At 73.0% G+C, this 22,964-nt stretch carries 17 protein-coding genes; 6 read left to right on the top strand and 11 right to left on the bottom strand.

What is annotated here, in order from left to right; translation table 11 throughout:
- Nucleotides 1–13: 13 nt before the first annotated feature.
- From AB0M80_RS25900 to AB0M80_RS25870, 7 genes are all read right to left on the bottom strand, one after another.
- Nucleotides 14–1,012 carry a 3-oxoacyl-[acyl-carrier-protein] synthase III C-terminal domain-containing protein gene (locus AB0M80_RS25900; protein ID WP_364569796.1) on the bottom strand — a complete coding sequence of 333 codons (999 nt, stop codon included), beginning with the start codon at nucleotides 1,010–1,012 and terminating at the stop codon, nucleotides 14–16.
- A 69-nt stretch (nucleotides 1,013–1,081) separates the two neighbouring features.
- Entirely contained in the window at nucleotides 1,082–2,527 is a 1,446-nt protein-coding gene (locus AB0M80_RS25895; protein WP_364569793.1) for a M28 family peptidase, read from the bottom strand.
- Nucleotides 2,524–7,884: a condensation domain-containing protein gene (locus tag AB0M80_RS25890; RefSeq protein ID WP_364569790.1), complete on the bottom strand. Its 5,361-nt coding sequence runs from the start codon at nucleotides 7,882–7,884 to the stop codon at nucleotides 2,524–2,526. Before AB0M80_RS25890 ends, AB0M80_RS25895 begins: the two co-directional genes overlap by 4 nt.
- A 23-nt stretch (nucleotides 7,885–7,907) precedes the next feature.
- Entirely contained in the window at nucleotides 7,908–9,128 is a 1,221-nt protein-coding gene (locus tag AB0M80_RS25885) for an MFS transporter (protein ID WP_364569787.1), read from the bottom strand.
- Nucleotides 9,125–9,889, bottom strand: coding sequence for a thioesterase domain-containing protein (locus tag AB0M80_RS25880; RefSeq protein ID WP_364569784.1), 765 nt, complete (start codon nucleotides 9,887–9,889; stop codon nucleotides 9,125–9,127). Before AB0M80_RS25880 ends, AB0M80_RS25885 begins: the two co-directional genes overlap by 4 nt.
- Nucleotides 9,890–9,927: 38 nt before the next feature.
- Complete coding sequence (locus AB0M80_RS25875) at nucleotides 9,928–11,115, bottom strand: cytochrome P450 (protein WP_364569781.1); 1,188 nt, start codon at nucleotides 11,113–11,115, stop codon at nucleotides 9,928–9,930.
- Between the two features lie 47 nt (nucleotides 11,116–11,162).
- Nucleotides 11,163–12,926 carry a non-ribosomal peptide synthetase gene (locus tag AB0M80_RS25870; RefSeq protein WP_364569778.1) on the bottom strand — a complete coding sequence of 588 codons (1,764 nt, stop codon included), beginning with the start codon at nucleotides 12,924–12,926 and terminating at the stop codon, nucleotides 11,163–11,165.
- 992 nt (nucleotides 12,927–13,918) lie between these two features.
- Between AB0M80_RS25870 and AB0M80_RS25865 the strand changes: the two genes are divergently transcribed.
- Nucleotides 13,919–14,245, top strand: coding sequence for a peptidase inhibitor family I36 protein (locus tag AB0M80_RS25865; RefSeq protein WP_364569775.1), 327 nt, complete (start codon nucleotides 13,919–13,921; stop codon nucleotides 14,243–14,245).
- 81 nt (nucleotides 14,246–14,326) lie between these two features.
- On the opposite strand, the gene AB0M80_RS25860 is transcribed toward AB0M80_RS25865, so the two are convergent.
- Complete coding sequence (locus AB0M80_RS25860) at nucleotides 14,327–14,893, bottom strand: hypothetical protein (RefSeq protein ID WP_364569772.1); 567 nt, start codon at nucleotides 14,891–14,893, stop codon at nucleotides 14,327–14,329.
- 88 nt (nucleotides 14,894–14,981) lie between these two features.
- On the opposite strand from AB0M80_RS25860, the gene AB0M80_RS25855 reads away from it, so the two are divergent.
- Genes AB0M80_RS25855 through AB0M80_RS25840 form a run of 4 tightly spaced genes read left to right on the top strand, consistent with a single transcriptional unit; the run spans nucleotide 14,982 to nucleotide 19,332 of the window.
- Nucleotides 14,982–15,374: a helix-turn-helix domain-containing protein gene (locus AB0M80_RS25855; RefSeq protein ID WP_364569770.1), complete on the top strand. Its 393-nt coding sequence runs from the start codon at nucleotides 14,982–14,984 to the stop codon at nucleotides 15,372–15,374.
- 21 nt (nucleotides 15,375–15,395) lie between these two features.
- Nucleotides 15,396–16,235, top strand: a complete 840-nt coding sequence (locus tag AB0M80_RS25850; protein WP_364569767.1) for an ABC transporter ATP-binding protein — start codon at nucleotides 15,396–15,398, stop codon at nucleotides 16,233–16,235.
- A gap of 33 nt (nucleotides 16,236–16,268) precedes the next feature.
- Nucleotides 16,269–17,246, top strand: coding sequence for an iron-siderophore ABC transporter substrate-binding protein (locus AB0M80_RS25845; RefSeq protein ID WP_364569764.1), 978 nt, complete (start codon nucleotides 16,269–16,271; stop codon nucleotides 17,244–17,246).
- A gap of 7 nt (nucleotides 17,247–17,253) precedes the next feature.
- Nucleotides 17,254–19,332 carry an iron ABC transporter permease gene (locus AB0M80_RS25840; RefSeq protein ID WP_364569761.1) on the top strand — a complete coding sequence of 693 codons (2,079 nt, stop codon included), beginning with the start codon at nucleotides 17,254–17,256 and terminating at the stop codon, nucleotides 19,330–19,332.
- 6 nt (nucleotides 19,333–19,338) lie between these two features.
- On the opposite strand, the gene AB0M80_RS25835 is transcribed toward AB0M80_RS25840, so the two are convergent.
- Both AB0M80_RS25835 and AB0M80_RS25830 read right to left on the bottom strand, forming a co-directional pair.
- Nucleotides 19,339–20,505 carry a pentapeptide repeat-containing protein gene (locus tag AB0M80_RS25835; RefSeq protein WP_364569759.1) on the bottom strand — a complete coding sequence of 389 codons (1,167 nt, stop codon included), beginning with the start codon at nucleotides 20,503–20,505 and terminating at the stop codon, nucleotides 19,339–19,341.
- Nucleotides 20,502–20,675 carry a hypothetical protein gene (locus tag AB0M80_RS25830; RefSeq protein ID WP_364569756.1) on the bottom strand — a complete coding sequence of 58 codons (174 nt, stop codon included), beginning with the start codon at nucleotides 20,673–20,675 and terminating at the stop codon, nucleotides 20,502–20,504. Before AB0M80_RS25830 ends, AB0M80_RS25835 begins: the two co-directional genes overlap by 4 nt.
- A 170-nt stretch (nucleotides 20,676–20,845) precedes the next feature.
- Here AB0M80_RS25830 and AB0M80_RS25825 point away from each other — a divergent pair, with 170 nt between their 5' ends.
- Nucleotides 20,846–21,454: a MerR family transcriptional regulator gene (locus tag AB0M80_RS25825; RefSeq protein ID WP_364569753.1), complete on the top strand. Its 609-nt coding sequence runs from the start codon at nucleotides 20,846–20,848 to the stop codon at nucleotides 21,452–21,454.
- Nucleotides 21,455–21,488: 34 nt separating this feature from the next.
- Here the strand turns inward: AB0M80_RS25825 and eno are convergent, their stop codons facing one another.
- Nucleotides 21,489–22,772, bottom strand: a complete 1,284-nt coding sequence (gene eno / locus AB0M80_RS25820) for a phosphopyruvate hydratase (RefSeq protein ID WP_364569750.1) — start codon at nucleotides 22,770–22,772, stop codon at nucleotides 21,489–21,491.
- Nucleotides 22,773–22,964: the final 192 nt, after the last annotated feature.

Below are 22,964 nucleotides of genomic sequence, written 5' to 3'. Positions count from 1 at the left end.
TATCCTTTCGCAGTCAGATCCGCAGCAGCGTGCACGCCCAGTGCATGCCGCTGCCCATGCTCACCAGCGCGACCACGTCACCGGGCACGAGCTCGCCGCCGGCGAGCAGCCGCTCCAGGCTGAGCAGCTGGTCCGCGGGACCGCAGTGACCGTGCGCCATGGCCTGCTCGACGTTGGTCCGGTCGAGCGGGACACCCAGTTCCTTGGCCAGCGCCTCGAACGCGCCGGTGTTGTCGTGCAGGTAGAGCACGCGTTCCAGGGCGCCGACCGGGATCCCGGCGCGCTCGCAGGCGCGGCCGACCACCTCGCGGGTCCGGGCGGTGAGCTGGTCGGCGAAGGCCAGCGCGGCCCGGCCGTCGCCGTCGAAGAACGTGTCCATGCGGTCGACCAGCGGCGCGATCCGCGGTGGCGTGCCGGAAAACGGCCGGGCCCCGCCGCCGGTCTCCATCCGCATGAACCCGGCGTGGCGACCGTCGCTGATCGTCTCGGTCACGAGCCACCGGCACTCCGGGTGGTCCCGGCGCAGCACCGCCGCGGCAGCGCCGTCCGAGCCCAGCGAGGTGCCGGTCTCGACGCGGTCCCAGTATTCTTCGATGATCCGGTTCGCCGCGACGACCAGCGCCGTGCGGTGGCCGGGGTGGGTGGCGAACCGGCCGGCCACGGTGTCGAACGCGGTGACCCCGCCGCCGCACGCCTGCGTGAGCAACACGGCCTCGGCCCGGTCCGCACCCAGCCGGTGCTGCACCGCCGCCGCGGGGTCCCAGTACAGGTATTCCGCGATGTCGGTCATCGCCAGCACGACGAGGTCCAGCTCCGCGGCCGGCACCCCGGCCCGCCGTAGCGCGGCTTCGCCCGCCCGCACGGCCAGGTCGGTGAGCCCCACCCCCTCCTCGGCGCGGTGGAAACGCCGGTAACCCCATGCCCGCAGCTTCGCCGGGTCGGCACCGGCCAGCGCTTCCGGTTCGCACGGCGCACCGAGTGCCTGCCCGAGCGCTACGATCCCCAGTTCCATGTGCAGTCCTTGTCCGGTCGGCGGCCCCGGGCTCCGGCGGGTGCCGGAGCCCGGGACACTGACGAGGGTTCAGCCGACGCCGTTGATGTCGGCGGTGCTCACCGCGAACCGGCCGATCGCCCAGGCCATCGCGCGGCCGTTCTGGTCGAAGATGGTCCTGTTGACGTTGGCCAGCGTGTCGCACGCCTGGTGGTAGCAGGGGTCGAGCATCTGGCCTTCGGTGCCGCCGAAGAGGGCCACCTGCTCCGCGGTCTTGAGCGCGTCGGATCCGGCGTTCACGCCGCCGGCGGCGATCCCCGCGTTGACGAACGCGCTGTGGTCCGAGCGGCCGTCGAGCACCAGGCCGGACGTGGGCAGCTTGCGGTCGGCGAAGAACCCGGTCACCAGCTGGGAAATCTGCTCGGATCCGGCGGGCGCGGGCCCGGTCGCCGTCTGCCCGTTGTAGACCTGCCGGAGGAAGTTCGGCGACCCGATCATCTCGAGGTTCAGGTACAGCGCGGTCTGCTTGCGCTGCTCCGCGGTCAGCTGGTCGACGTAGAACTGCGAACCGGCGAGCCCCTTCTCCTCGGCCGCCCACCAGGCGAACCGGACGCGGTTGCGCACCTCGCCCGCGTGCGGGGCCAGCCGCAGGGCGGTCTCCAGGACCATCGCCGCTGCGGCACCGTTGTCGTTGAGGCCCGGGGTGGTGTCGACGCTGTCGAGGTGCGCGCCCATCACGACCGTGTTGTCCGCGCGGCCGGTCGGCGTGTCCGCGATGAGGTTGTAGGTGGTCGTGGTGATCGCGCCGCCGCGCAGGTCCAGCTTCAGCGTCACCGCGCCGGTGGCGAGGTCGGCCTGCAGCTGTTCGGCTTCACCGCGGGGCAGCGTCGCCGTCGGGATCCGGGCGTCCTCGGGCGGCACCATGCGGTAGCGCAGGTTGAGCGCGGCGTTGGGCGAACCGGCGTTCATCAGCATCGCCGACGCGCCGAGCCCCCCGAGGACGAGCTGCTTCTGCGTGATGAAGCAGTCGCCGACGTTCACCAGGACGACCTTGCCCTTGACGTCGGTGCCGGCGTAGTCGTCGGCCGTGCAGCCGGTGCTCTTGCCGGACGGCACGGCGAGCGGCGAGGTCAGCCCGGTGTCCGGCGTGGACACCGAGAACCGGGCGATCTGCGGGTGCAGGGTCCGGGATTGTGGCGCGGTCTCCGCCACCGTCTCGGCGTCGATCCGGTAGTCGGGGAAGGTGAACGGCTGGCGCTTCACGACGTACCCGGCCCGCTGCAGCTTTTTGGTCAGGTAGTCCGCCGAAGCCTCGTACCCCGGTGACCCGGACACCCGGTGCCCACCGTTGGCCGCGGTGAGGTCGGCCAGCGCGGCCAGGTGGACTCCCGCGTTCGCGCCGGTCACCTCGGTGGCCATCCGGTCGGCGAGTGAGCGGCCGCCCGCTCCCGCGGTGCCCGCGGCGGCGAGCGACGCCAGCAGGGCCGCGGCCGTCAGCACGACCAATGGCTTGCGCCGGCTCGATGTGTTGTTCACGCGTTCTCGACTCCTTCGTCTTCTTCGGGGTTCGGAAAGCGGCCGAGGGCCGCTCGGAAGGCGTCGGCGAGCTGCCGGACCGAAGCCTCGGCCAGCAGGTCGCCGCTGTAGCGCCAGCTCACGCGGAGCCGGTCACCCGTCACACTCGGGTAGATCTCCAGCCCGCACGCCCGGGGCATGTCGTCCGGGCGGTCCTGGCCGACGAGGTCGGTCCGCACGTCGCCGAGCGGTCCGGCCGGGTCGTCGGCGCCGGCGGCGAGGAAGGCCGGGGCACCCCAGAACGAGAAGAGCAGGGCGGGCGCCGGGATCGCGGCCAGCCGGTCGCGGACCGCGGCGTCGGGGTGCAGGCGCCGGGCGGCTTCGAAGTCGAAGCCGCTGCGGGGCACCGAACGCAGCTCGGCGGCGACCGCGGCCGTGTGGGCCGCCGCCGGGCGCCGTCCCGGCAGGCTCAGCGCGAAGGGATGGCTCGCGGTGAAGAAGCCGACGGTCCGGCCGAGGTCGAATTCGCCCGAGAGGTCCTCCCGGCCGTGCCCCACCAGCTGGATCGCGACCTCGCCCCCGCGGACGCCCAGCCACTGCTGCAGGGCCCCGCCGAGCACCGCCAGCAGCTGCTCGTACCGCGTGTACCCGGGGGCGGCGCCGGGCAGCGGATACTCGGCGGTCAGCTCGCGGGTGGTGCCCTCCCCACCGAAGTCCCCGGGGGGCAGCGGCCGGTGCTGCGCGCTCCACGACCGGTCCAGCCAGTAGCCGGCGTCCAGCAGGCCCGGCTGGGCGCGGACCGTGGCGGCCAGCCGCCCGGCCCAGGTCGCGAAGTCCGGACCGGGCGGCGGCAGCGGGGTGCCGTCGAGCAGCGCGGCCAGCTCCTCGGTGAGGACGTTCCACGAGTACAGGTCCACCACGGCGTGGTGGACGACCAGGACGAGGTCGTGCGGTCCGCTGCCGCCGCGGCGGAACACGCCGGCCCGGCAGACCGGACCGTCGGCGAGGCTCAGGGTTTCGTGCAGCCCGGTCGCCGCGTCGTGCACCGCCCTCGCCCAGCCGGCCGCCGGAACTTCGCGCAGGTCGAACTCGGTCACCGGCGGGGGTTCCGGGGCCACGAGCTGGACCCAGCTGCCGTCCGCGGGCCGCAACCGCGTGCGCAGGGCGGGATGGCGGCGAGCGAGTTCGGCGAGGGCATCGTCCAGCGCTGCCTTGCCCACGGACCGCCGGAGGGTGTAGCGGACGCCGTGGTTCCAGTGGTCCGGCCGCGGGACACCGCGGGTGAGGAACTCGAGCTGGGCCGGCGCGGCACCGACGCCGGTGCTGGTGTCGTCGGTCACCGCCGCCGGCCGCTCGGGCGCGGGTGTGAGCGCCGGATCGGCCTCGTCGACCGCCCTGGCGATGGCCTCGATGGTCCGGAGTTCGAGGATGTGCTTGGGGCGCAGGGCGAGTCCGGCCGTCGAGGCGGCGGACGCAAGCGCGATGGCGATCATCGAATCGCCGCCTGCTTCGAGGAAGTCGTCGAGGACACCGATCGGCCCCGGGCCGAACCGCTGCTGCCACAGGGTGGCGAGCCGGCGTTCGGTGGGGGTGCGGGGCCCGACGTGCCGCCGGTGGTCCGCGCCCGGCTGCCCGAGCGCCACGGACCGCTCGGCCGCCGGGCCCGGCGGCCCGTCGACGGACCCGACCGGGAAGCCTGCGTCCTCGGCGACCACCCGCCCGAGCAATCCGAGGTAGGCGTCCAGCCACGCCCGCACGGTCGCGGGCAGGAACGCACCGGTGTCGTACTGGAGCCGCCCGCGAAGTTCGGTGCCGTACTCCAGCAAGGCGAGCCCCACGGGGAACGCCTGGCCGCCCTGGCCGATGTCCAGCAGCTCCACGGCCGGGCCGTCCGGGCCCAGCCTGGTCAGGGGGGCCACGTCCGCCGAGAACCCGAACACCGTGGCGGCCAGCGGGTCGGTGGAGCCGGGGCGGGCGATGCGGCGCAGCCGGTCGGTGGGCAGGCCTTGGTGCTCGACCGCCTTCAGCGACGCCGTCCGGACCGCGTCGACCAGCGCCGTGAACGGTTCGCCCGGCCGGACGCGCACCCGCACGACCAGCGTGGTCGCGTAGTTGCCGACCACCGGTTCGTCCGCGGGACGGCGGCCGGCGGACGGCACCGCGACGCAGATGTCCTCCTCGCCGGTGAGCCGCCACAGCAGGGCTGCCCACGCCGCGAGCAGCACCATGTTCGGCGTCCACCGCCGCCTGCCGGACAGCCGGCGCAGCCCGGCGGCCACTTCGCGGCCGACGGGGAAGGCGAGCTCGTCGTGCCCGTCGCCGGCGGCGGACTCGTCGGTGGGAAGCGGAACGTAGCGGCTGCCGTCGAGGTAGTCCGTCCAGAACCGGACGAGACCCGCACCGGCCGGTCCGTCCACCGTCGACTGCTGGTCGGCCACGTGGGCGAAGTAGTGCCGGGCCGGGCCGTCCGCGAGCGGGGTTCCGGCGTCGAGGTCGGCGAACAGCAGCCGCCACGACCAGCCGTCGACGAAGAGGTGGTGGAAAGTCAGCAGCAGCACGGTGCTGGTCCGGTCCGCGAACCGGGCTCGCACCAGCTGGTACCGGCCCGCCGCGGCGTAGGGCGACAACGGCTCGGCGACGAGGGCCCGCAGCTCGCCCAGCAACGCCCGGCGGCCCGAAGATTCCGGAAACGCCGTCAGGTCGAGGTCGACGGCCTCCGGGTGGACCGCCTCCGGCGCCGCGACGACCTGCCGGGGCGTGCCGTCCGGGTCGTCCTCGAGGCGGGCCCGCAACATCGGGTGCCGAGCCGCGAGCGCGGTCAGCAAGGCGCTGAGCGCGGGCAAGCCGGGGTCGGCATCGAGCAGGAGCGCCGCCGGCAGGTGGTAGGTGGGTGCCTCGGGCTCCAGCCGGTACCCGGCCCAGATCGCCAGCTGCTCCCCCGACAGCAGGCTGCGCACGGAGACCGGATCCTGATCCGGTGCGGCTTCGGGTTCGGCCTCGCCTGCCTCACCGGCAACCGCCTCGGCGAGCGAGGCGAGGTCACCGTGGTCGAACAGGTCGAGGACCTCGACGTCGGTGCCGAACCGCTCGTTGATCCGGGCGACCAGCTGGGTGCCGTTGAGGGAGTTCCCGCCGACGGCGAAGAAGTCGTCGTCGAGGCCCAGCGCCGGTTCCTTCAGCACTTCCCTGGCGAACGCGAGCACGGCGTCGGCGACGGAAACCGAAACCTCCTGCGGCGCTTCGGGCGCTGTTTCGGACGTCGGAAGCGGCACGGGCGGCGCGAGCACCGGCCAGCAGTGCTCTTCCGCGAGCGGAGCCACCGGCAGCCGAAGCCGGTGGTGCGGGCAGCGGCCGCGCAGCCCACGCCAGTCGAGGTCGTGACCGGCCAGGTACAGCGCGCGCAGGGCCTCGAGCAGCCCGGTGGCCGACGGAGGCGCGGGCAGCACTCCCGTCAGCGCGCTCCCGGGGGCCAGGTCGAGCACGCACGGATCCCCGGCACCGGCCAGTGCCCGTTCCAGCGCCGCCCGGTCCGGGGGCGACGGCTCGGCCACGTCCGCGGTCAGGGCACCGGCGAGGTCCTGCTCGCCCCGGCGCACCCGGGCGGCGACCGCGCCGAGCCCGTGGGCGAGCACCACCGCGGGACGGACGCCCGCGTCGGCCAGCACACGGTGCGCGCCGAGCAGCCAGACCAGCCCGCGCTGGGCCGCGGTCCACCCGGCCTCGGGGACGACGGCCGCGGCTTCGGCGACGACCTCGGCGAACCCGGCGAAGTCCGCCGCCGCGTCCCGCAGCAGGCCGGGCGGGACATCCACCGGGCTGCCCATGGCCAGCGCGACCGGCAGCGGCGATCCGGCGTGCGGTACCGGCCACGGGCCGGCCAGCTGGTCCAGCAGGTCCTTGGCGTCCGAGGCCACCCACGCCTGGCGGTGGGCGAAGTGTTCCCGGCCGCTGGTGAGGACCTCGGCGGCCGCGGCGATGTCGAACCCCGCCACGTCCTGGGCGATCCGGTTGCGGAGTGCCTCCGCCACCTGCCGCAGCCCGTCTTCGGTGCGGGCCGAAAGCACGATCAGCTGCTCGGCGGTGATCTCCGCCTGCCGGTGTTCCGGCGCCGGCCCGTCCTCGACGATCACGTGCGCGTTCGTGCCGCTGAGACCGAAACTGCTGATCCCCGCGCAGCGGGGCGCGTCGCCCGCCGGCCACGGTTCGCGCCGCGCGGAGATCCGGATCGGCGGTTCGAGCACCGGCAGGAGCGGGTTCGGCGCCTCGAAGTGCGCGGTCGGGAAGATCTCGCCCGCGCGGAACTGCGCGAGGATCCGGACCAGGCCCGCGAAACCCGCCATGCAGCCGAGGTGCCCGAAGGTACCCTTCACCGACGACACGAGCGGGGAGGCCCCGGCGAGCGCGGCGGCGAGGCCCTCGACCTCGATGGGGTCACCGATCTTGGTCCCGGTCCCGTGTGCCTCGACGTAGCCGATCTCCGGCGGTGTCCGCGCCGCGTCGCGCAGCGCGGCCGTGATCACCGCGGCCTGCGCCACCGGGCTCGGCACCGTCAGCCCGGTGCTGCGGCGCGCGTCCTGGTTCACCGCGCTCCCCCGGAGTACGGCGTGCACGGTGTCGCCGTCGGCGAGGGCCGCGGCGAGCGGTTTGAGGACGACGAACCCGCCGCCCTCGCCGTAGGCCGTGCCGTCGGCGGCGCGGTCGAACGGACGGCAGCGGTCCGTCGCGGACAGGACGCCCAGCCCGTCGGCGCCGCCACCGCGGCGCGGCGGATCACCCAGGACGAGTTCGTAGCCGCCGACGAGGGCGACGTCGCTCTCCCGCCGGGCGAGCTTGGCGCGAGCCTCGTGCAGCGCGACGAGGAACGACGAACACGACGTGTCGACCACCAGCGCGGGACCGCGCAGGTCGAGGTGGTAGGCGATGCGGCCCGCCGCGTAGGCGTGCAGGCTGCCGGTGGCGGCCGCCCCGGCGGCCCGGATCTCCGGCGGGAGCAGGTCGGCGAGGCTGGCGTGCGGCCCGCCGTAGCCGCCGACGAGCACGGCGGTGTTCGTGCCGGCGAGCTCGCCCGGCGCGTAACCGGCGTCGCCGATCGCGGCGACGGCCAGCTGAAGCATCCGCCGCTGGCGCGGATCGATCAGCTCCGCTTCGGCGCGCGAGACGCCGAAGTAGCGGTGGTCGAACCCGGTTACACCGTCGATCCAGCCGCCGTCCCGGTCGGCCTCCGACGTGGCGATGCCGGTGCGCTCGACGCGCCCGGGCGGCATCGGCCCCATCGCGTCGCGGCCATCGGCGAGCATCGCGGTCAGCGAATCCCAGTCGGCGCACCGCGGGAATTCGAACGCGACGCCGATCACCGCCACCGCTGCACTGTCTGTCATTCCGTCCCCCAATCGTTGGCTGCTCAGCGACTTCGGCGCGGACCGGTGATCGACCGCACGTCCGGCAGCGCGAGGATGGCCAGGTGTACGACCACAACCAGCACTGCCAGCGCGATCAGCGGTGTCGTGACGCCGATCAGCCCGGCGACCGGAGCCGCGACGGCGAGCCCGAGCGGCCGCGCCGCGAACGACAGCAGCGCGTCGTACGAATCCGCCCTGGCCAGTGCCGTGGGCGGGAAAAGCCGTTGCATGGTGGTCTGCCAGACCGTGTTCAACGTGCCGACGCCGAGCATCCCGACGCCGTAGGCGACCGCTGCGGCCCACGGCGCCACCGGCACCGCGAACGCCAGCAGCGGCAGTGCGAACAGGCCGCCGCACACCGACGTCGCGACCAGCGGCCTGCCGAACCGCAGCCGGGGTGCCACCAGCGCGCCGACAACCAGCCCCGCCATCCCCGCCTGGTAGATGACGACCCAGACCACCTCGCCGCCGAGGGAACGCACGGCGATCAGCGGGCCGAGCGTCATCAGCGCGCCCGCCGCCAGGTTCGCGACCGCGTGGCCCACCAGGTTGGTCCAGAACCACGAGCGGGCCCGGACCTCGCGCCACCCGTCGGCGAGCTCCCGGAAGAACGACGCCGGTGGCGCGGAGGCGTCCCGCGGCGGCGTCCGGACGCCGCGGAGCGTGGCCGCGGCCGCCCCGAACAGCACCCCGGTGACGATGAACGACCAGCCGGCGCCGACCGTGACCACCAGGACGCCGGCGATCCCGGGCCCGGCCACCATGGCGATCCCGCGGGCCACCCCGAGGTGGCCGTTCGCCGCCAGCCGCGCGTCACCGGGCACGACCGCGGACACCAGTGGCGACATCGTCGGCGTGCCGAAGGCAATGCCGACGCCGGTCACCGCGGACAGCACGACCAGGTCGGTGATGCGCACGAAGCCGAGCAGCAGCTCGGTTCCGATGGCCAGCTGGGCGACGCCGCGCAGCAGGTCCGCGGCGAAAGCCACGCGCTGGGCCGGGAACCGGTCGGCCAGCACGCCCCCGACGGGCAGCAGGGCCAGCTGCGGCACCAGTTCCGCGGCCAGCACCAGTCCCAGGTCGCCGGCGCTGCCGGTGGCGTTGATGACCGCCAGCGTCAACGCGATCGGGACGAGCGCGGTCGCCAGGAACGACAAGCTCCGGCCGGTCAGCAGCCGGCGGAACCCGGGCAGCCGGAAAACCGGGACGGCCACGTCGGTCACTGCGTCACCGGAGCCGCGAACGGTGCGGTGAGCTGCTCCAGCAGCTGCGCCGGCGCCGAGAGGAAGTCGTAGTGGCCACCCTCGACGACGCGGAAGCCGACGTGGCCGGAGTACTCGTTCCAGCCGCGCAGCTGATCCTGGGTCACCTCCGGGTCCTGCGACCAGTGCAGCACGGTGATCGGGAACGGCACGGCGATGGGCGCGGACCGACGGTAGCGCCGGTTGGCTTCGAGGTCCTCGCGCAGGATCGCCAGGCCGAGCTCGACCAGCGGCGGGTGCACCTCGCCGCCGCGGCTGAGCGTCAGGAATTCGATTTCGCGGCGAAGCTCGTCGTCGGTGAGGTCGAGGAAGCGGTCGTGCGGGCAGTCGTGCGGCGCGACCTGCGCCGAAGCGAACACCGTCGTCGGCACCGGGAGGCCGCGCTCGGACAGCAAGACCGCCGTCTCGAAGGCGGGCAGGGCACCGGCGCAGTGCCCGAAGAACGCAAACGGCCGGTCCAGGTGCGGGAGCAGGGCCTCGGCGAGTGCCTCCGCCAGGTCCGCGTAGGTGCCGTAGTGCCCTTCCCGGATCCGGTTTTCCCGGCCCGGCAGCTGGATGGGGCACACCTCGACGTCCCCGATCGAGCGAGGCCAGCCGTTGAACATCGAAGCGCCCACCCCCGAGTACGGGAAGCAGAACAGGCGGGCGGCGGAGGTGGCGACGGGGACGCGCAGGAGCCAACGGCCCGGCGCCCCGGCCCCGGTGACGGCATTCGAACTCACGACGGTCGTGTCCTCCGTGGTGGAAAGGGTCCGGCGGTTCACCGGATGCGGACGGGCAGGCTGGTGAGGCCCGCGATGAACACCGAAGCCAGGTGGCGGGGTGCTCCGGTGACCTCGATCGCGGTGCACCGGTGGAAAAGCTCTTCGAACAGAACCCGCAGCGTCAGCCGGGCCAGCGTGGCGCCGAGGCAGTAGTGCGGGCCGTGGCCGAACGCGATGTGCCGGTTCTCGACACGGGCGATGTCGAAGCGGTACGGGTCCGCGAACACGGACTCGTCGCGGTTGGCCGAGCCGATCCAGACCGCGACCGCCTCGCCCGCTTCGACCCGGCCACCACTCAGCTCGGTGTCCGCCACGGCATACCGGAGGAAGCTGTTGGCCGCCGAAGTCCAGCGGAGTCCCTCCTCGACGAACCGCGGGAGCAGCTGCGGCTCGTCGAGCACCCGGCGCAGCTGCGCCGGGTCCTCGGCCAGGGCGAGCAGCGTGCCCGAAACGGTGTGCGGCGTGGTGGCGTTGGCCCCGAGCAGGATGCTGTAGCAGTTGAAGACGACCTCCTCGTCGGTGAGCGGGGCGGCACCCGCCGTCATGCTCATGAGGTGGCCGATCAGATCCGCCCCCGCCTCGTCCTGGTCGCGGCGGAGCTTGACCTGCGCGCCGAAGTACTCGAACAACTGGTGGTGGGCGATGGCCAGGGTCGCCGCGCCGGTGCGCACCCGGAACTTCGCGTCGTCCGGCGCGGCCGCCATCGCGGTCCAGCGCACGAGCTCGCCCCAGTCGGCCTCGGGAATGCCCAGCAGCGCACCCGCGACGGTCATCGGCAGGTCGTACGCGCCTTCGGCGACGTCCCAGTCTCCGCCGTCGAACCCAGGGGCGAGGAACCGCAGCACGGCCTCGCGGATGCGGTCCTCCCAGGCGGCCAGGGTGCGGGCCGACAACCGCGCGTTGAGGGGGCGGCGCAGTTCGCCGTGTCGCGGCGGATCGGTGGAGACGAGCATCCGGCCGGCCGAGGTGTCGTCGACCCCGAGCTGCGTCAGCACGCTGCCCCGCTCGGAGGTGAAGGCGCGGTGGTCGCCGAGCACCCGGCAGGCGTCGTCGTAGCGGGTCACCGAGCGGAAGGACCGGCCGTCCGGCAGCACCCGGCGGTGCAGCGGCGCGCGTTCGCGCATCGCCGCCCACACCGGGTGCGGGTCGCCCACGGCGAAGTACGCCGGGTCGAAGAGATCCACTTCGGACAGTGCAGAGTCGGAGACGTGCCCTGGTGCGGTGCTGATCCTCATGCGGTGGTGAGCGCTTTCTCGATGGTGCCCGCAAGACCGGCAGGCGTCGGGTCGAGGTAGAAGTCCACGGGCGAGATCTCCACGCCGAAACGGCCGGCGAGCTCGCCGATGATCCGCACGCCGGCCAGCGAGTGGCCGCCGAGCTCGAAGAAGTCGTCGTCGGCGCCGATGCCCGCGACGCCGAGGTGGTCGGTCCACAGTGTCGCGACCGCCTGCTCCAGCTCGCTGCCGGGCGCGCGGTACGGGGCGCTCAGCTCGGGGCGGTCCGGCGAGGCCTCGTTCGCGAGTGCGGCGCGGTCGACCTTCCCGTTCGCCGTCAGCGGCAGCTCGTCGGTCAGCCGGATGCGGGACGGCAGCGCGAATTCCGGCAGGACGTCCGCCAGCCGCCGCCGCATATCCAATGTGGACAACCGGGTACCCGGCTCGGCGACAACCCAGGCCACCAGGCGTTTCCCGGCGGGAGCGGCCTCGGCGACGACGACCGCGCCGGCGACGCCCGGCAGGTCCGCAACCGCGGCCTCGACCTCCCCCGGCTCGATGCGGAAGCCGCGTATCTTGACCTGCTGGTCGGCCCGGCCGTGGTACTCGACGACGCCGTCCGGGCGCCGCAGCGCCAGGTCGCCGGTGCGGTACATCCGCTGTCCCGGCCGGCCGGTGACGGTGTCGGGCAGGAATCGTTCGGCGGTCAACGACGGCTTGCCCCAGTACCCGTGCGCGAGTCCCGCGCCCGTGGCGTAGAGCTCGCCGATCGTCCCGTCCGGCACCGGGGTCAGGTCTTCGCCCAGCACGTGCGCTCCGGTGCCGCGGATCGGGGTCCCGACCGGCACCGGGCCGTCCACCGGCTCACACACGCGGTGGCAGCAGGTGAAGGTGGTGTTTTCGGTGGGACCGTACCCGTTGACGACGGTCGTCTCCGGCAGCGCGGCCGTCGCCCGCCGCACATGGGCGGGCGAAAGGACATCGCCGCCCGCGACGAGGTACCGCAACCCGCCGAGGTCGTCCAGGCCGGCGTCGACGACCTGGTGGAACAGGCCTGCGGTCAGCCACAGCACGGTGACCTCGTGCTGCCGCGCGAACTTCGTCAGCTCCGTGGCCGACAGGTCGCCCGCCGGGGCGAGCACGAGCAGGGCGCCGTTGAGCAGCGGACCCCAGATCTCCAGTGTCGAGGCGTCGAACGCCACCGGCGCGTACTGCAGGAAGACGTCGCTTTCGCCGATCGACACGAAGTCGGTGTCCACGACCAAGCGGCACACGGCTCGGTGCGGGACGCACACCCCCTTGGGTTCCCCGGTCGAACCCGATGTGTAGGCGAGGTAGGCCATCTCCTCCCCGCCCACGTCGGACGCGGTGAAACCGGTTCGGGGGTGGTCGGTGTCCGAGCGCAGCGCCCGTACTCCGTCCGGGAGGACCACGGCACGATCGTCCGGCACGAGCACGATGTCCACACTGGCGTCACGGAGCAGGATTTCCCGGTGACGCAACGGATAGCGGGAGTCCAGCGCGAGATAGCCGGCCCCCGCCTTGAGGACGGCGAGCAGGCCGACGACGGTCGCGACCGCACGGCTCGCTTCGACACCCACCACGTCGCCCGGCCGCACCCCCGCGGCGCGCAGCGCCCCGGCCAGCCGATCGGACCGGGCGTCGAGCCCGGCGTAGGTGAGCTCGTCACCGTCGCCGCGGATCGCCACGCGCTCCGGGGAGCGCCGGACGATCTCGGCGAATCTGCCGACAACCGAAATGGAACGCTCGGAAAAAGCCACTCTTCACCCCCAGCGCCCCGCAGGGCACAACCACGAACCGAGGCACACAGCGAAACCTCGGCACGAACGATCAACTCAGTCGATCCGGAAATTACGTTCCCGGATTCAGAATTCCCGAGGTGGTTGACAACCCCGGCGAATTACGTGACGGATCAAACCCCCAAGTCCCCTTTCACAGGTCACCCTACCGCGAAATTTCTCCACCAACACTGCTCCGACCGTGTGATGTCGCGTCGTACAAGGGGAGCACCACGGGCGGATTTGTCACTTTTCGCTGGTGAAGCGGTCCGCACTTCTCGGCGACACCCGCGGCAGACGGAAACACCGATTACCGTGCGCAACATGGGGCGGAATCGTCGCCGACAGCTACCACTCCGCCCGGGTCTCCCAGGCACTGGCCGAGGCCGCCACAAGGGCCGGCGGCCAGGCTGAGCCGCGCACCGAATTGGCCGCGGGAACGCTCCGATGAGGTGCTTGGGCGTGCCCCCCAAGTCCGGCCGGCCTGCGGCTCCGGCGGCGCGAGGTCTGCCGATACGCCGTCGTCGGGATGGATCCGCTCGACGAGCCACCACGTCGTACGGAGGCGAAATACGTGGCCCGCAAGCCCCTGGTCGACGAAACCCGCAGCCGGCTCCCGACGGTGCAGCAGCGGTGGGCCCGACCGTCTCTGACGTCCTCGGCTCGTGTGCTTGCCGGTCGGCAACCTGATCCACGGGCGGCCGGATGGTACACCCGCGACTATCCGACCGTTCGACCGCGGCAGCCTCGGCGTCGCCAGGTCCGGTCCCAACCCGGTTCCGGAACCGCACGGCGTCGCCCACATCGGTTTTTCCGGCCACCACCGCGATATTGCGGCCGAATGATTCTTCGCCGCCATTGGACGACGCCGGTAAAAAGGCAGTTTTCGGCGGCGACCGAGTGGGGAAAACCACCCGGTTCTCCGCAGATGGAGGACGAAATGAGACGGAAGAATCGTCGCGGCCGCGATAGTCGTGGGCATCCAGCCAGCGCTCGTCGGCCTTGCCACCGCGGGCCCCGCGTTCGCCGACTGCCCCGCCAGCACGTTCTGCCTGTACCAGATCCACGACCACCAGGACGGCGAGTACCGCTACGCGCCGACCACGACGTGCACCGACCTCGGGTCCGGCATCACCGACAACGCCGATTCCATGAGCAACTACCGCAACCACCAGGTCCGGCTGTGGGATCTCCCCGGCTGCGGCGGCTCCCTCGCCTACACCGCGCAGGCATTCTCCTACGACTCGGACTTCGGCAACAACGGCTTCTCGAACAAGGCCAGTTCCCTCAAACCCATCTGACCGTCGCGGAAAACGCGCGTGCGGCCGGGGGTTCGCTACCGGCGACGCCCCGGATCGTGCTGGCCACCGACATCCACGGCCTCAGCGGCGGATCCGGCGATCCACGGCCAGCCAATTCGTTTCCCACGTCATCCCGCCGTCGGCCGAGAACGCCTGCTCGAACCTCGCCTCGTCCGGACTCGGCCGGGAGATGAGGAACCGCACCTTGATCGGGCGGCCGCCGAGCTGGTCGTCGCCGGAGAACTCGCCCACGCCGTTGCGGAAGCCGCCGTACACCGCCGGGGTGAGCAACCCGTCGCGGATGTTGACGAACGTCAGGCTCCAGCGCTGGGCCTGCGGCTCGTACAGCCGCATGTTGAGCGCGTCGATGCGCCCGTCCGGGCCCGAGACCTCGAACTCGACCACGTTCGCCCGCCCGTCCAGAAGCGGCCGCACCGTGCTGGTCCCCGCGAACTGCAGCCAGGTGTCCGCGGACGCCGACAGCGGCTCGGCGAGCACCCGCACCGTGCTGCGCCAACTGCCGGTCTCCCACGCGAAGTCTTGCCGGCCATCGGAAGTCGCCGTCGACGCGTCGCCCGACGCGGCCGTCGAAATCAGCAGGAGGGCCGAAAGGCCGGCGATCAGGATTCGTTTGTATGGCACGGTCATGGTTCGACTATCCGAGTGGAGCACCGCCGTGGACAAGAAGGCACCTGCAGGTAACCCCGCACGCCCCAACCCGTTGCCCGGCTGTCCGATGGCCGCCGCGTTCGCCGCGATCGGCGGGAAGTGGAAGCTGACCCTGCTCTACTGGCTCGCCCACGGCGAGTGCCACTTCGCCGGTCTCCGCCGCCGAGGCACGCCGATCACGTCCAAGGTGCTGGCCGAACAGCTGCGCGAACTCGAAGCCGACGGACTCGTCGAACGCGTGGTGACCGGACCGGTCCCGGCGCGCGTCATCTACCGGCTCACTCCCTATGGGACAACCCTCCTGCCCGTCGTCGAAGAAGTCAGACTCTGGGGCGAAGCTCACCTTCGGCGCACCCGAGGTGAGGCAGCACCGGACGCGGCGATGAGCTGCACCCACGCGGTCCTTCAGGCCGAGCTCGACCAGTGTGCCGACGGCCACAAACCTGGCGGTTTTAGGTAAGGCTTCCCTTATTGTTCTCGCGTGTCCGTCGTCCCCCACCACGCCGAGAGCGCTGTCCACGCGCGTGAGATCGATGTCGCCTACGGCCAGGACATCGTCGTGCGCGCCGCGTCCATTTCCCTGCACGCGGGCACGGTGACCGCGCTCATCGGCCCCAACGGAAGCGGGAAGTCGACGCTGCTGCGCGCACTGGCGCGGCTGCACCCGCCCCTGGCCGGCTCGGTCACCTTCGCCGACGGCGCCGACCTGCGCGCACTGTCCGGAAAGGACATCGCCAAGCGGATCACGTTGCTGTCCCAGCAGCGAACCGCCCCGGGCGGCGTGAGCGTCCGGGAGCTCGTCGAGTTCGGCAGGCACCCGCACCGCTCCCGCTGGGGCGGCCGCGACCCCGAGGGCCCCGCGGCCGTCGAGCGCGCCCTGGCGCTGACCGGCCTGTCCACCCTCGCCGACCGGCCGGTGCAGGCCCTGTCCGGCGGGCAGGCGCAGCGGGTGTGGCTCGCCGGCTGCCTGGCCCAGGACACCGCGCTGCTGCTGCTCGACGAACCCACGACCTTCCTCGACCTGCGGTACCAGGTGGAGATCCTCGACGTCATCCGCGACCTCGCCGACCAGCACGGCGTCGGGGTCGGCGTGGTGCTGCACGATCTCGACCAGGCCGCGGCGGTCGCCGACCGGGTGCTCCTGCTGGAGGGCGGCCGGGTCACCGAGGCCGGCACCCCCGCCGACGTGCTGACGTCGGCCAACCTCAGCCGCGCGTACGGCATCCGCGTGGACGTCGTGCTCGATCCGGCCGACGGACGGATCCACACCCGCGCCGTCGGCCGCTTCAACGACACGAAAGCGCGCACCGCGTCGGTCTGACCGGTCCGCCGTCATCAAAGAAACAGGAGAACCATGCGCAGCACCCGGACCTTCCTCGGCCTGGCCGCGGCCGCCACGTTCTTCGTGGCCGCCTGCGGCACCACCGAGGAGCCCACGAGCAGCACCCCCGCCGCGGGCGGCGCCGGCCCGATCACGGTCGTCGACTCGCGCGGCAAGGAAGTGAAGCTGCCCCGCCCGGCCAAGCGCGTCGCCGCGACCGAATGGAACGGCGTCGAGCACCTCGTCTCGCTCGGCGTCATGCCGGTCGGGGTGTCCGACATCAAGGGCTACGGCCAGTGGGTGAGCGCCGCGCCGCTCGACGCCACCCCGAAGGACATCGGCACTCGCGGTGAGCCGAGCCTCGACACGCTCGGCTCGCTGGGGCCGGATCTGGTGATCGTCACCGACAGCGTCACCGAAGGCGCGCTCCAGCAGATCGAGGCGAAGGTGCCGGTGATCGTCCTCAACGGCGGCAACGCCAAGGACCCGATCGCCGGGATGTACGCCAACCTGGACACCATCGCGAAGGCCACCGGCACCGAAGCCAAGGCGGCGCAGCTGAAATCCGAGTTCGAGCAGAAGCTCACCACCGGCAAGGCCGAAGCAGAGAAACTCGGCGCCGGCGGGCAGAAGGTCGCCTTCTCCGACGCCTACGTCGCTTCCGGCTCGGTCAGCATCCGGCCCTACACCAAGGGGGCGCTGGTGTCCGCGGTGTTCGGCCGGCTCGGCCTCGAGACGGCCTGGCCGATGGAGGGCGACGCGACCTACGGGCTCGCCCAGGCCGACGTCGAGGGCCTGACCCAGCTGCCCGACGTGCGGTTCTGGTACATCGCCAACAACGCCGACGGCGACCCGTACCAGCAGCAGCTGGCCGGCAACGCGATCTGGAAGAACCTTCCGTTCGTCAAGAGCGGCAAGGTGCACCGCTTCCCGGACTCGCTGTGGATGTTCGGCGGGCCGAAGTCCATGGAGCAGTTCGTCGACGCGGCCCTCGCCGCGCTCAAGGGATAGCACCGGAGTGGAAACCCTGACCGAGCCGCGGCCGCCGGCCGTCACTGTCCGGCGAGGCGGCCGGTTGACGCTGCTGGGCTTCGGGCTCGCCGCCCTGATCCTGCTGGGTTCGGCCGTGCACCTGACGCAAGGCACCGCGAACCTGGACGCCCTCGACGTGCTGCGGCCGGCGTTCGGCACCGGCACCGGCGACACGACCGCGGTGGTCGTCGAGTCGCGGCTCCCGCGATTGCTCGCGGCGCTGGTCGTCGGGGCCGCGCTCGGCGTGGCCGGTGCCGTGCTGCAGTCGGTGTCCCGCAACGTCTTGGCGTCGCCGGACACCCTCGCCGTCAACGCCGGTGCGCACCTGGCGGTCGTCGCGGTCGCGGCGTTCGGTGTCTCGCTGCCCCTGCTCGGCGCCACCGGTGTCGCCTTCGCCGGCGGACTGGGCGCGGCCGTGTTCGTGCTCGCGCTGGCCGGTACCGGGGGCACCGGGATCGTGCGGCTGGTGCTGGCGGGCACCGCGATCGCGCTGGCCCTGATCTCCGTGACCCAGGTCCTGCTGCTGCTCTACGCCCAGGAAACCCGCGGCCTGTTCGCGTGGGGCGAAGGATCGCTGGAGCAGAACGGGCTCGCCGGTGTCCGCACCCTCGGCCCCCTCGTCGGCCTGGCGCTGGCCGCGTTGCTCGGCATGGCCCGGCGACTGGACCTGATCCACGTCGGCGACGACCACGCCCGGACGCTGGGGGTCCACGTCGGACGGCTCCGCTTCGCCGCGATCGCGCTGGCCGTGCTGCTGGCCGCGGCGGCGGTGACCCTGGCGGGCCCGATCGGGTTCGTCGGCCTGGCCGCACCGGCCCTGGCCCGGCTGCTCGCGTCCGTGGTCCCGGGCCTGCACCGGCACGCCGCGCTGCTCCCGTTCTCCGCGGCGCTGGGCGCGGCGCTCCTGCTGGGCGCCGACGTGCTGCTCCGCGCGATCATCAGCCCGCAACGAGCCCTGGAAGTGCCGACGGGAGTCGTGACGACGATCCTCGGCGCGCTCTTCCTCGTGGTACTGGCCCGCACCGCCAGGATCACCTCCGCGACCGCCGAGCCGCCCGCGGCCGGCGCCCGAGCCGGCGTGAGCGCCGTCCGGTACCGGGTGCTCCTGGGCGTGCTGGTGTTCGCGATCGCCGGCGTCGCCGTGGGGGCAGTGCTGCTCGGGGACGCGAAACTGCTGCTGGGCGACGTCGTCAACTGGGTGACCGGCCAAGCGGGCCCGATCGTCACCGGCGTGCTGGACACCCGCGTCCCCCGCGTGGTGGCCGCGCTGCTGGCGGGCGCGGCGCTGGCGCTGGGCGGTGCGCTCACCCAGGCGGTCGCCCGCAACCCGCTGGCCGAACCGGGGATGATCGGGGTCGTCGGCGGCGCGGGCCTCGGCGCGGTCACCGTGCTCACTCTCGGGTCCGGGGTCGGCTTCTGGACCTTGACCGGCTCCGCGGGCCTGGGTGCCGCCCTGGCGATGGCCGTGGTCTTCGCCGTGGCCGCTCGAGGCGGCTTCGCCAGTGAACGCCTGGTGCTGATCGGCTTCGGCGTGCACGCGGCGGCGCAGGCACTGGTGACGCTGCTGATCACCCTGTCCGACCCGTGGAACGAGACCAAGGCGCTGACCTGGCTGGGTGGCTCGACCTACGGCCGGACCTTCACCCACCTCGTGCCGATGGCGCTGGTTCTCCTGCTGGTGGCGCCCGTGCTGATCCGCATGCGGCGCGAGCTCGACCTGCTGGCGCTGGACGACGAGACGCCCCGGGTGCTGGGCGTGCCCGTCGCCCGGTCGCGGTTGCTGCTGCTGTCGTGCGCCGTGCTGCTGACCGGCGCGGCGGTCGCGGGGATCGGGGTGCTCACGTTCGTCGGGCTGGTCGCTCCGCACGCGGCCCGCGCGATCGTGGGCAGCCGGCACTCCCGCCTCCTGCCCGCGGCGGCGCTGCTGGGCGCGATTTTGGTCTGTGCGGCCGACACCGCCGGCCGCACGGTCATCGCCCCCGGCCAGCTCCCGGCCGGCTTGATGACCGCGATCATCGGGGCGCCCTACTTCGTGTGGCTCCTGTACCGGCACCGGAGACGGTGACGGGCGTCAGCGAGCCGGCAGCTCCGGCGGCACGCCGCCCGGGAACTGATCGGCGGTGACGCGCGGCTCCCGCGCGAAGGTGACCCCGCGGAACTCCGCCTTCCTGCGGAACATCGCGTCGCGCAGGCCGAGCGTGCCGTCGAAGACCGCGCCGGAGAAGCTCGCGTCGCGGGTGAAGTCGGCTTCCCGGAAGCTGACCTCGTGCCGGAACGCGGCGCCGGGGAAGTTGGCGTTGCCGGCGAAGGTGGTTCCGACGAACCTCGCGTTGCCGGCGAAGACCGCGCCGCGGAACTCGGCGTCGGCGGCGAAGCGCGCCGAGGCGAAGTCGGCGCCGTGGGCGAAGACGGTCTTGGTGAACCACGCGCGGCGGGCGAACCTCGTCCCGGAAAACCCGGCGTCGGCGGTGAAGGACGTGCCTTCGAACCGGGCGCCGCGCAGGAACTTCGTCTCGGTGAAGTCGGCTCCCCCGGTGAACGTCATGCCGCGGAACAGCGCGCGTCCGGTGAACGCCGCCTGGCCGAAGTGGGCTTCGCCGGTGAAGGTGGTGTGCTCGAAGGCCGCGTCCTCGGTGAAGGTCGTCCCGGTGAAGCGGGCACTGCCGGAGAACGTGACGCCGTCCAGCCGCAGGGCGTGCACTTGACAGCCGCCGAAGTCGGCGTCGAGCAGGACCGCGCCGGTCAGGTCGAGCTCCAGGTCCGGCCAGAACGTGGCCGCCCGGCCCGGGCGCAGGTGGGCGGCGAGGATGCGCTGGGCGGTGAGCCGGACTTCGCGCTCCCGCCGCACGCTCGGGTCGTCGGCCGGGTCGATCGGCATCCGCAGGTAGGCGCACACCACGTTGACGATGGTCTGCCGCTGCCCCGGGTTGTCCTGGGCCAGCCGTTCCAGCGCGTAGAGCCCGCCCAGGCGAACCGGGGCCTCGCCGGCCCCGAGGTGCTCGACGGCCTTGGTGAACAGCTCGGTGATGCGCCGGGCCGCCGCGTCGGCTTCGGTGGCCGCGGCGACGCGCTCCTGCAGGGCGTACGCGCGGGCGACGTCAGCCTGGTCACGCTCCTTCTGGAGCAGGGCGAACTCCGTGGACCGCTGCCGTCGCCACGCCATGTACAGCGCGAACAGGCCGCCGCCGCCCAGACCGAGGCTCAACCCGATCCGGAGCACCTCCAGCCGGGCGGTCACCCGGGCCGGGTCGGCCCCGTCCGTGGCGAGGCCGAGCCAGAGACCGGCACCGCCGCGGCCACGACGAGCACGGTCCCGACGGCCGCGGCCAGCACCGCCCGGCCCGACAACGGGGTCACCACCGGCTTCGACGGCGGGGCGGGCGAGGAGCCTGAAGCGGAATCGATCACGACCCCATCATGACGGGCGCCGTCGTTCCGGCCGTCCCCGGCCGAACGGGGGCGAAGTCTGAGCATCCCACCAGTCTTCGCGCCCGGCGCTGGGCCCGGCCCGCCCGCGCGCGATTCACTGGCCTCCCCGCGCGAGCGGGCGGAGAAGGGGAGAACCAGGCGCGATGCGGATGGCTGAGCTCAGCGCGGATTCGGGTGTTCCGGTCGCGACGATCAAGTACTACCTGCGCGAGGGCCTGCTGCCCGCGGGCCGCCGGATCGGCCCCAACCAGGCGGAGTACACCCCCGAGCACGTCAAGCGGCTGCGGCTCGTCTGCGCCCTGCGCGAGATCGGGGGGCTGTCGCTGGCCGAGGTGGCCGACGTGCTCGCGGCCCTCGACGCCGGCCGCGCGGCGCGGGTCGTGCTCGGCGTGGCGCAGGACGGCCGGGTCACCGTCCGCCCGGTCCCCGCGCCGGCCCGGGCCTGGGCCCTCGGCCGCGTCGCCGAGCTGCTCGGCGAGCCGGCGGACGACACCGGCCCGGCCGTGGCCAACCTGGTCACCGTGCTGGCCGTCTGCCACGGCCTGGGTCATGACGGGATTTCCGGCCGGCTCGCCGAGTACGCCGCCCTCGCCCGCGAGGTCGCCGCGGTCGACGCCGCCCTGATCGACGACATCGGCCCGGCCCGGCGCCCCGCGGAGACCGCGCTCATCACCACCCTGCTCGGCGAACGGCTGTTCGCCGAGCTCCGCCACCTGGCCCTCGTCGACGTCCTGACCGCGGCATCTGCCGAAGCCTGACGCCGGGGCCCGCCGGCCCCGGCGCCGGATTCCGTCAGCGCTTCCGGTTCAGCGGCGCCCGGCCCGCGTACTCCGCCGCCGTCCCCAGGTCCTCCTCGATCCGCAGCAGCTGGTTGTACTTCGCCGTGCGGTCGGCCCGCGACAGCGAACCGGTCTTGATCTGGCCGCAGTCCACGGCGACCGCCAGGTCGGCGATCGTCGTGTCCTCGGTCTCCCCCGACCGGTGCGACAGCACCACGCCGTACCCCGCGCGCGAAGCCACCTCGACCGCGTCGAGCGTCTCGGTGAGCGTGCCGATCTGGTTGACCTTGACCAGGATCGCGTTGGCCACGCCCTGTTCGATGCCCTCCGACAGCAGCGCCACGTTCGTGCAGAAGACGTCGTCGCCGACGAGCTGCACCTGCTCGCCCAGCGCCCGGGTCACCAGCTGCCAGCCGCCGATGTCGTCCTGGGCCATGGCGTCCTCGATCGACGCGATCGGGTACCGGGCGACCAGGTCGCGCAGGTACCCGGCGTGCTCGGACGCCGACCGCTTCACGCCTTCGCCGCGGTAGTGGTAGATCCCGTCCTCGGAGAACTCCGAGGCCGCCAGGTCCAGCATCAGCACCACGTCGTCCCCGGGCACGTACCCGGCCCGCTCGATCGCGCGCACCACGAAGTCCAGCGCCTGGTCGGCCGTGTCGAGCTGGGGCGCGAACCCACCCTCGTCGCCGACGTTCGTGTTGTGCCCGGCGTCGCGGAGGATCCCGCGCAGCGTGTGGAACACCTCGGCGCCGACCCGGACCGCCTCCGCGAAGCTGGACGCGCCGACCGGCGCGATCATGAACTCCTGGAAGTCGATGCCGTTGTCGGCGTGCACGCCGCCGTTGACGATGTTCATCATCGGCGTCGGGAGCAGGTGCGCGTCGTCCCCGCCGAGGTGGCGGTAGAGCGGCAGCACCTGTGCCTGCGCGGCGGCCTTCGCCACCGCCAGCGACACCCCGAGGATGGCGTTCGCGCCCAGGCGCGCCTTGTTCGGCGTGCCGTCCAGCTCGATCATCACGCGGTCCACAGTGGCCTGTGACCGCGAGTCGAGGCCCACGACCGCGCCGGCCAGCTCGCCGTTGACCGCGGCGACGGCCTTCGAGACCCCCTTGCCGAGGAACCGGCGCGGGTCGCCGTCGCGCAGCTCGACGGCTTCGCGCGTGCCCGTCGACGCGCCCGACGGCACCGCCGCCCGCCCGAACGACCCGTCGGCCAGCTCGACGTCGACCTCGACGGTCGGGTTGCCGCGGCTGTCCAGGATCTCCCGGCCGGTGACTTGGGCGATGGCAGTCATTTCTCTCCTCAGCGCACGACCGGGGTCGCACCTCGGGGTTCGGGGAAGGTCCGGCGGGACGAACACGGCACGGGGCGGGACGACGTCGTCACCGGCCACCGGCCGGACCGGTACCACCGTTCTACCGGGCCGGGACTGGGGAAAACCCCAGGATCACCCCGCGCGGGCATTCCCGGCCAGGCGCCGGGGAGC

The organism is Amycolatopsis sp. NPDC051045 (assembly GCF_040682955.1).
GTDB lineage: Bacteria > Actinomycetota > Actinomycetes > Mycobacteriales > Pseudonocardiaceae > Amycolatopsis.
The sequence above is the reverse complement of the archived record's forward strand: the minus strand, read 5'-3'. Positions and strand labels throughout refer to the sequence as shown.

Bases quoted from the DNA above. Each gene is read 5' to 3' on its own strand.
- AB0M80_RS25860 (WP_364569772.1), bottom strand. From the start codon at position 14,893: ATGACCGTGCCATACAAACGAATCCTGATCGCCGGCCTTTCGGCCCTC.
- AB0M80_RS25900 (WP_364569796.1), bottom strand. From the start codon at position 1,012: ATGGAACTGGGGATCGTAGCGCTCGGGCAGGCACTCGGTGCGCCGTGC.
- AB0M80_RS25825 (WP_364569753.1), top strand. From the start codon at position 20,846: ATGGCTGAGCTCAGCGCGGATTCGGGTGTTCCGGTCGCGACGATCAAG.
- AB0M80_RS25855 (WP_364569770.1), top strand. From the start codon at position 14,982: ATGGCCGCCGCGTTCGCCGCGATCGGCGGGAAGTGGAAGCTGACCCTG.
- AB0M80_RS25890 (WP_364569790.1), bottom strand. From the start codon at position 7,884: ATGACAGACAGTGCAGCGGTGGCGGTGATCGGCGTCGCGTTCGAATTC.
- AB0M80_RS25845 (WP_364569764.1), top strand. From the start codon at position 16,269: ATGCGCAGCACCCGGACCTTCCTCGGCCTGGCCGCGGCCGCCACGTTC.
- eno (WP_364569750.1), bottom strand. From the start codon at position 22,772: ATGACTGCCATCGCCCAAGTCACCGGCCGGGAGATCCTGGACAGCCGC.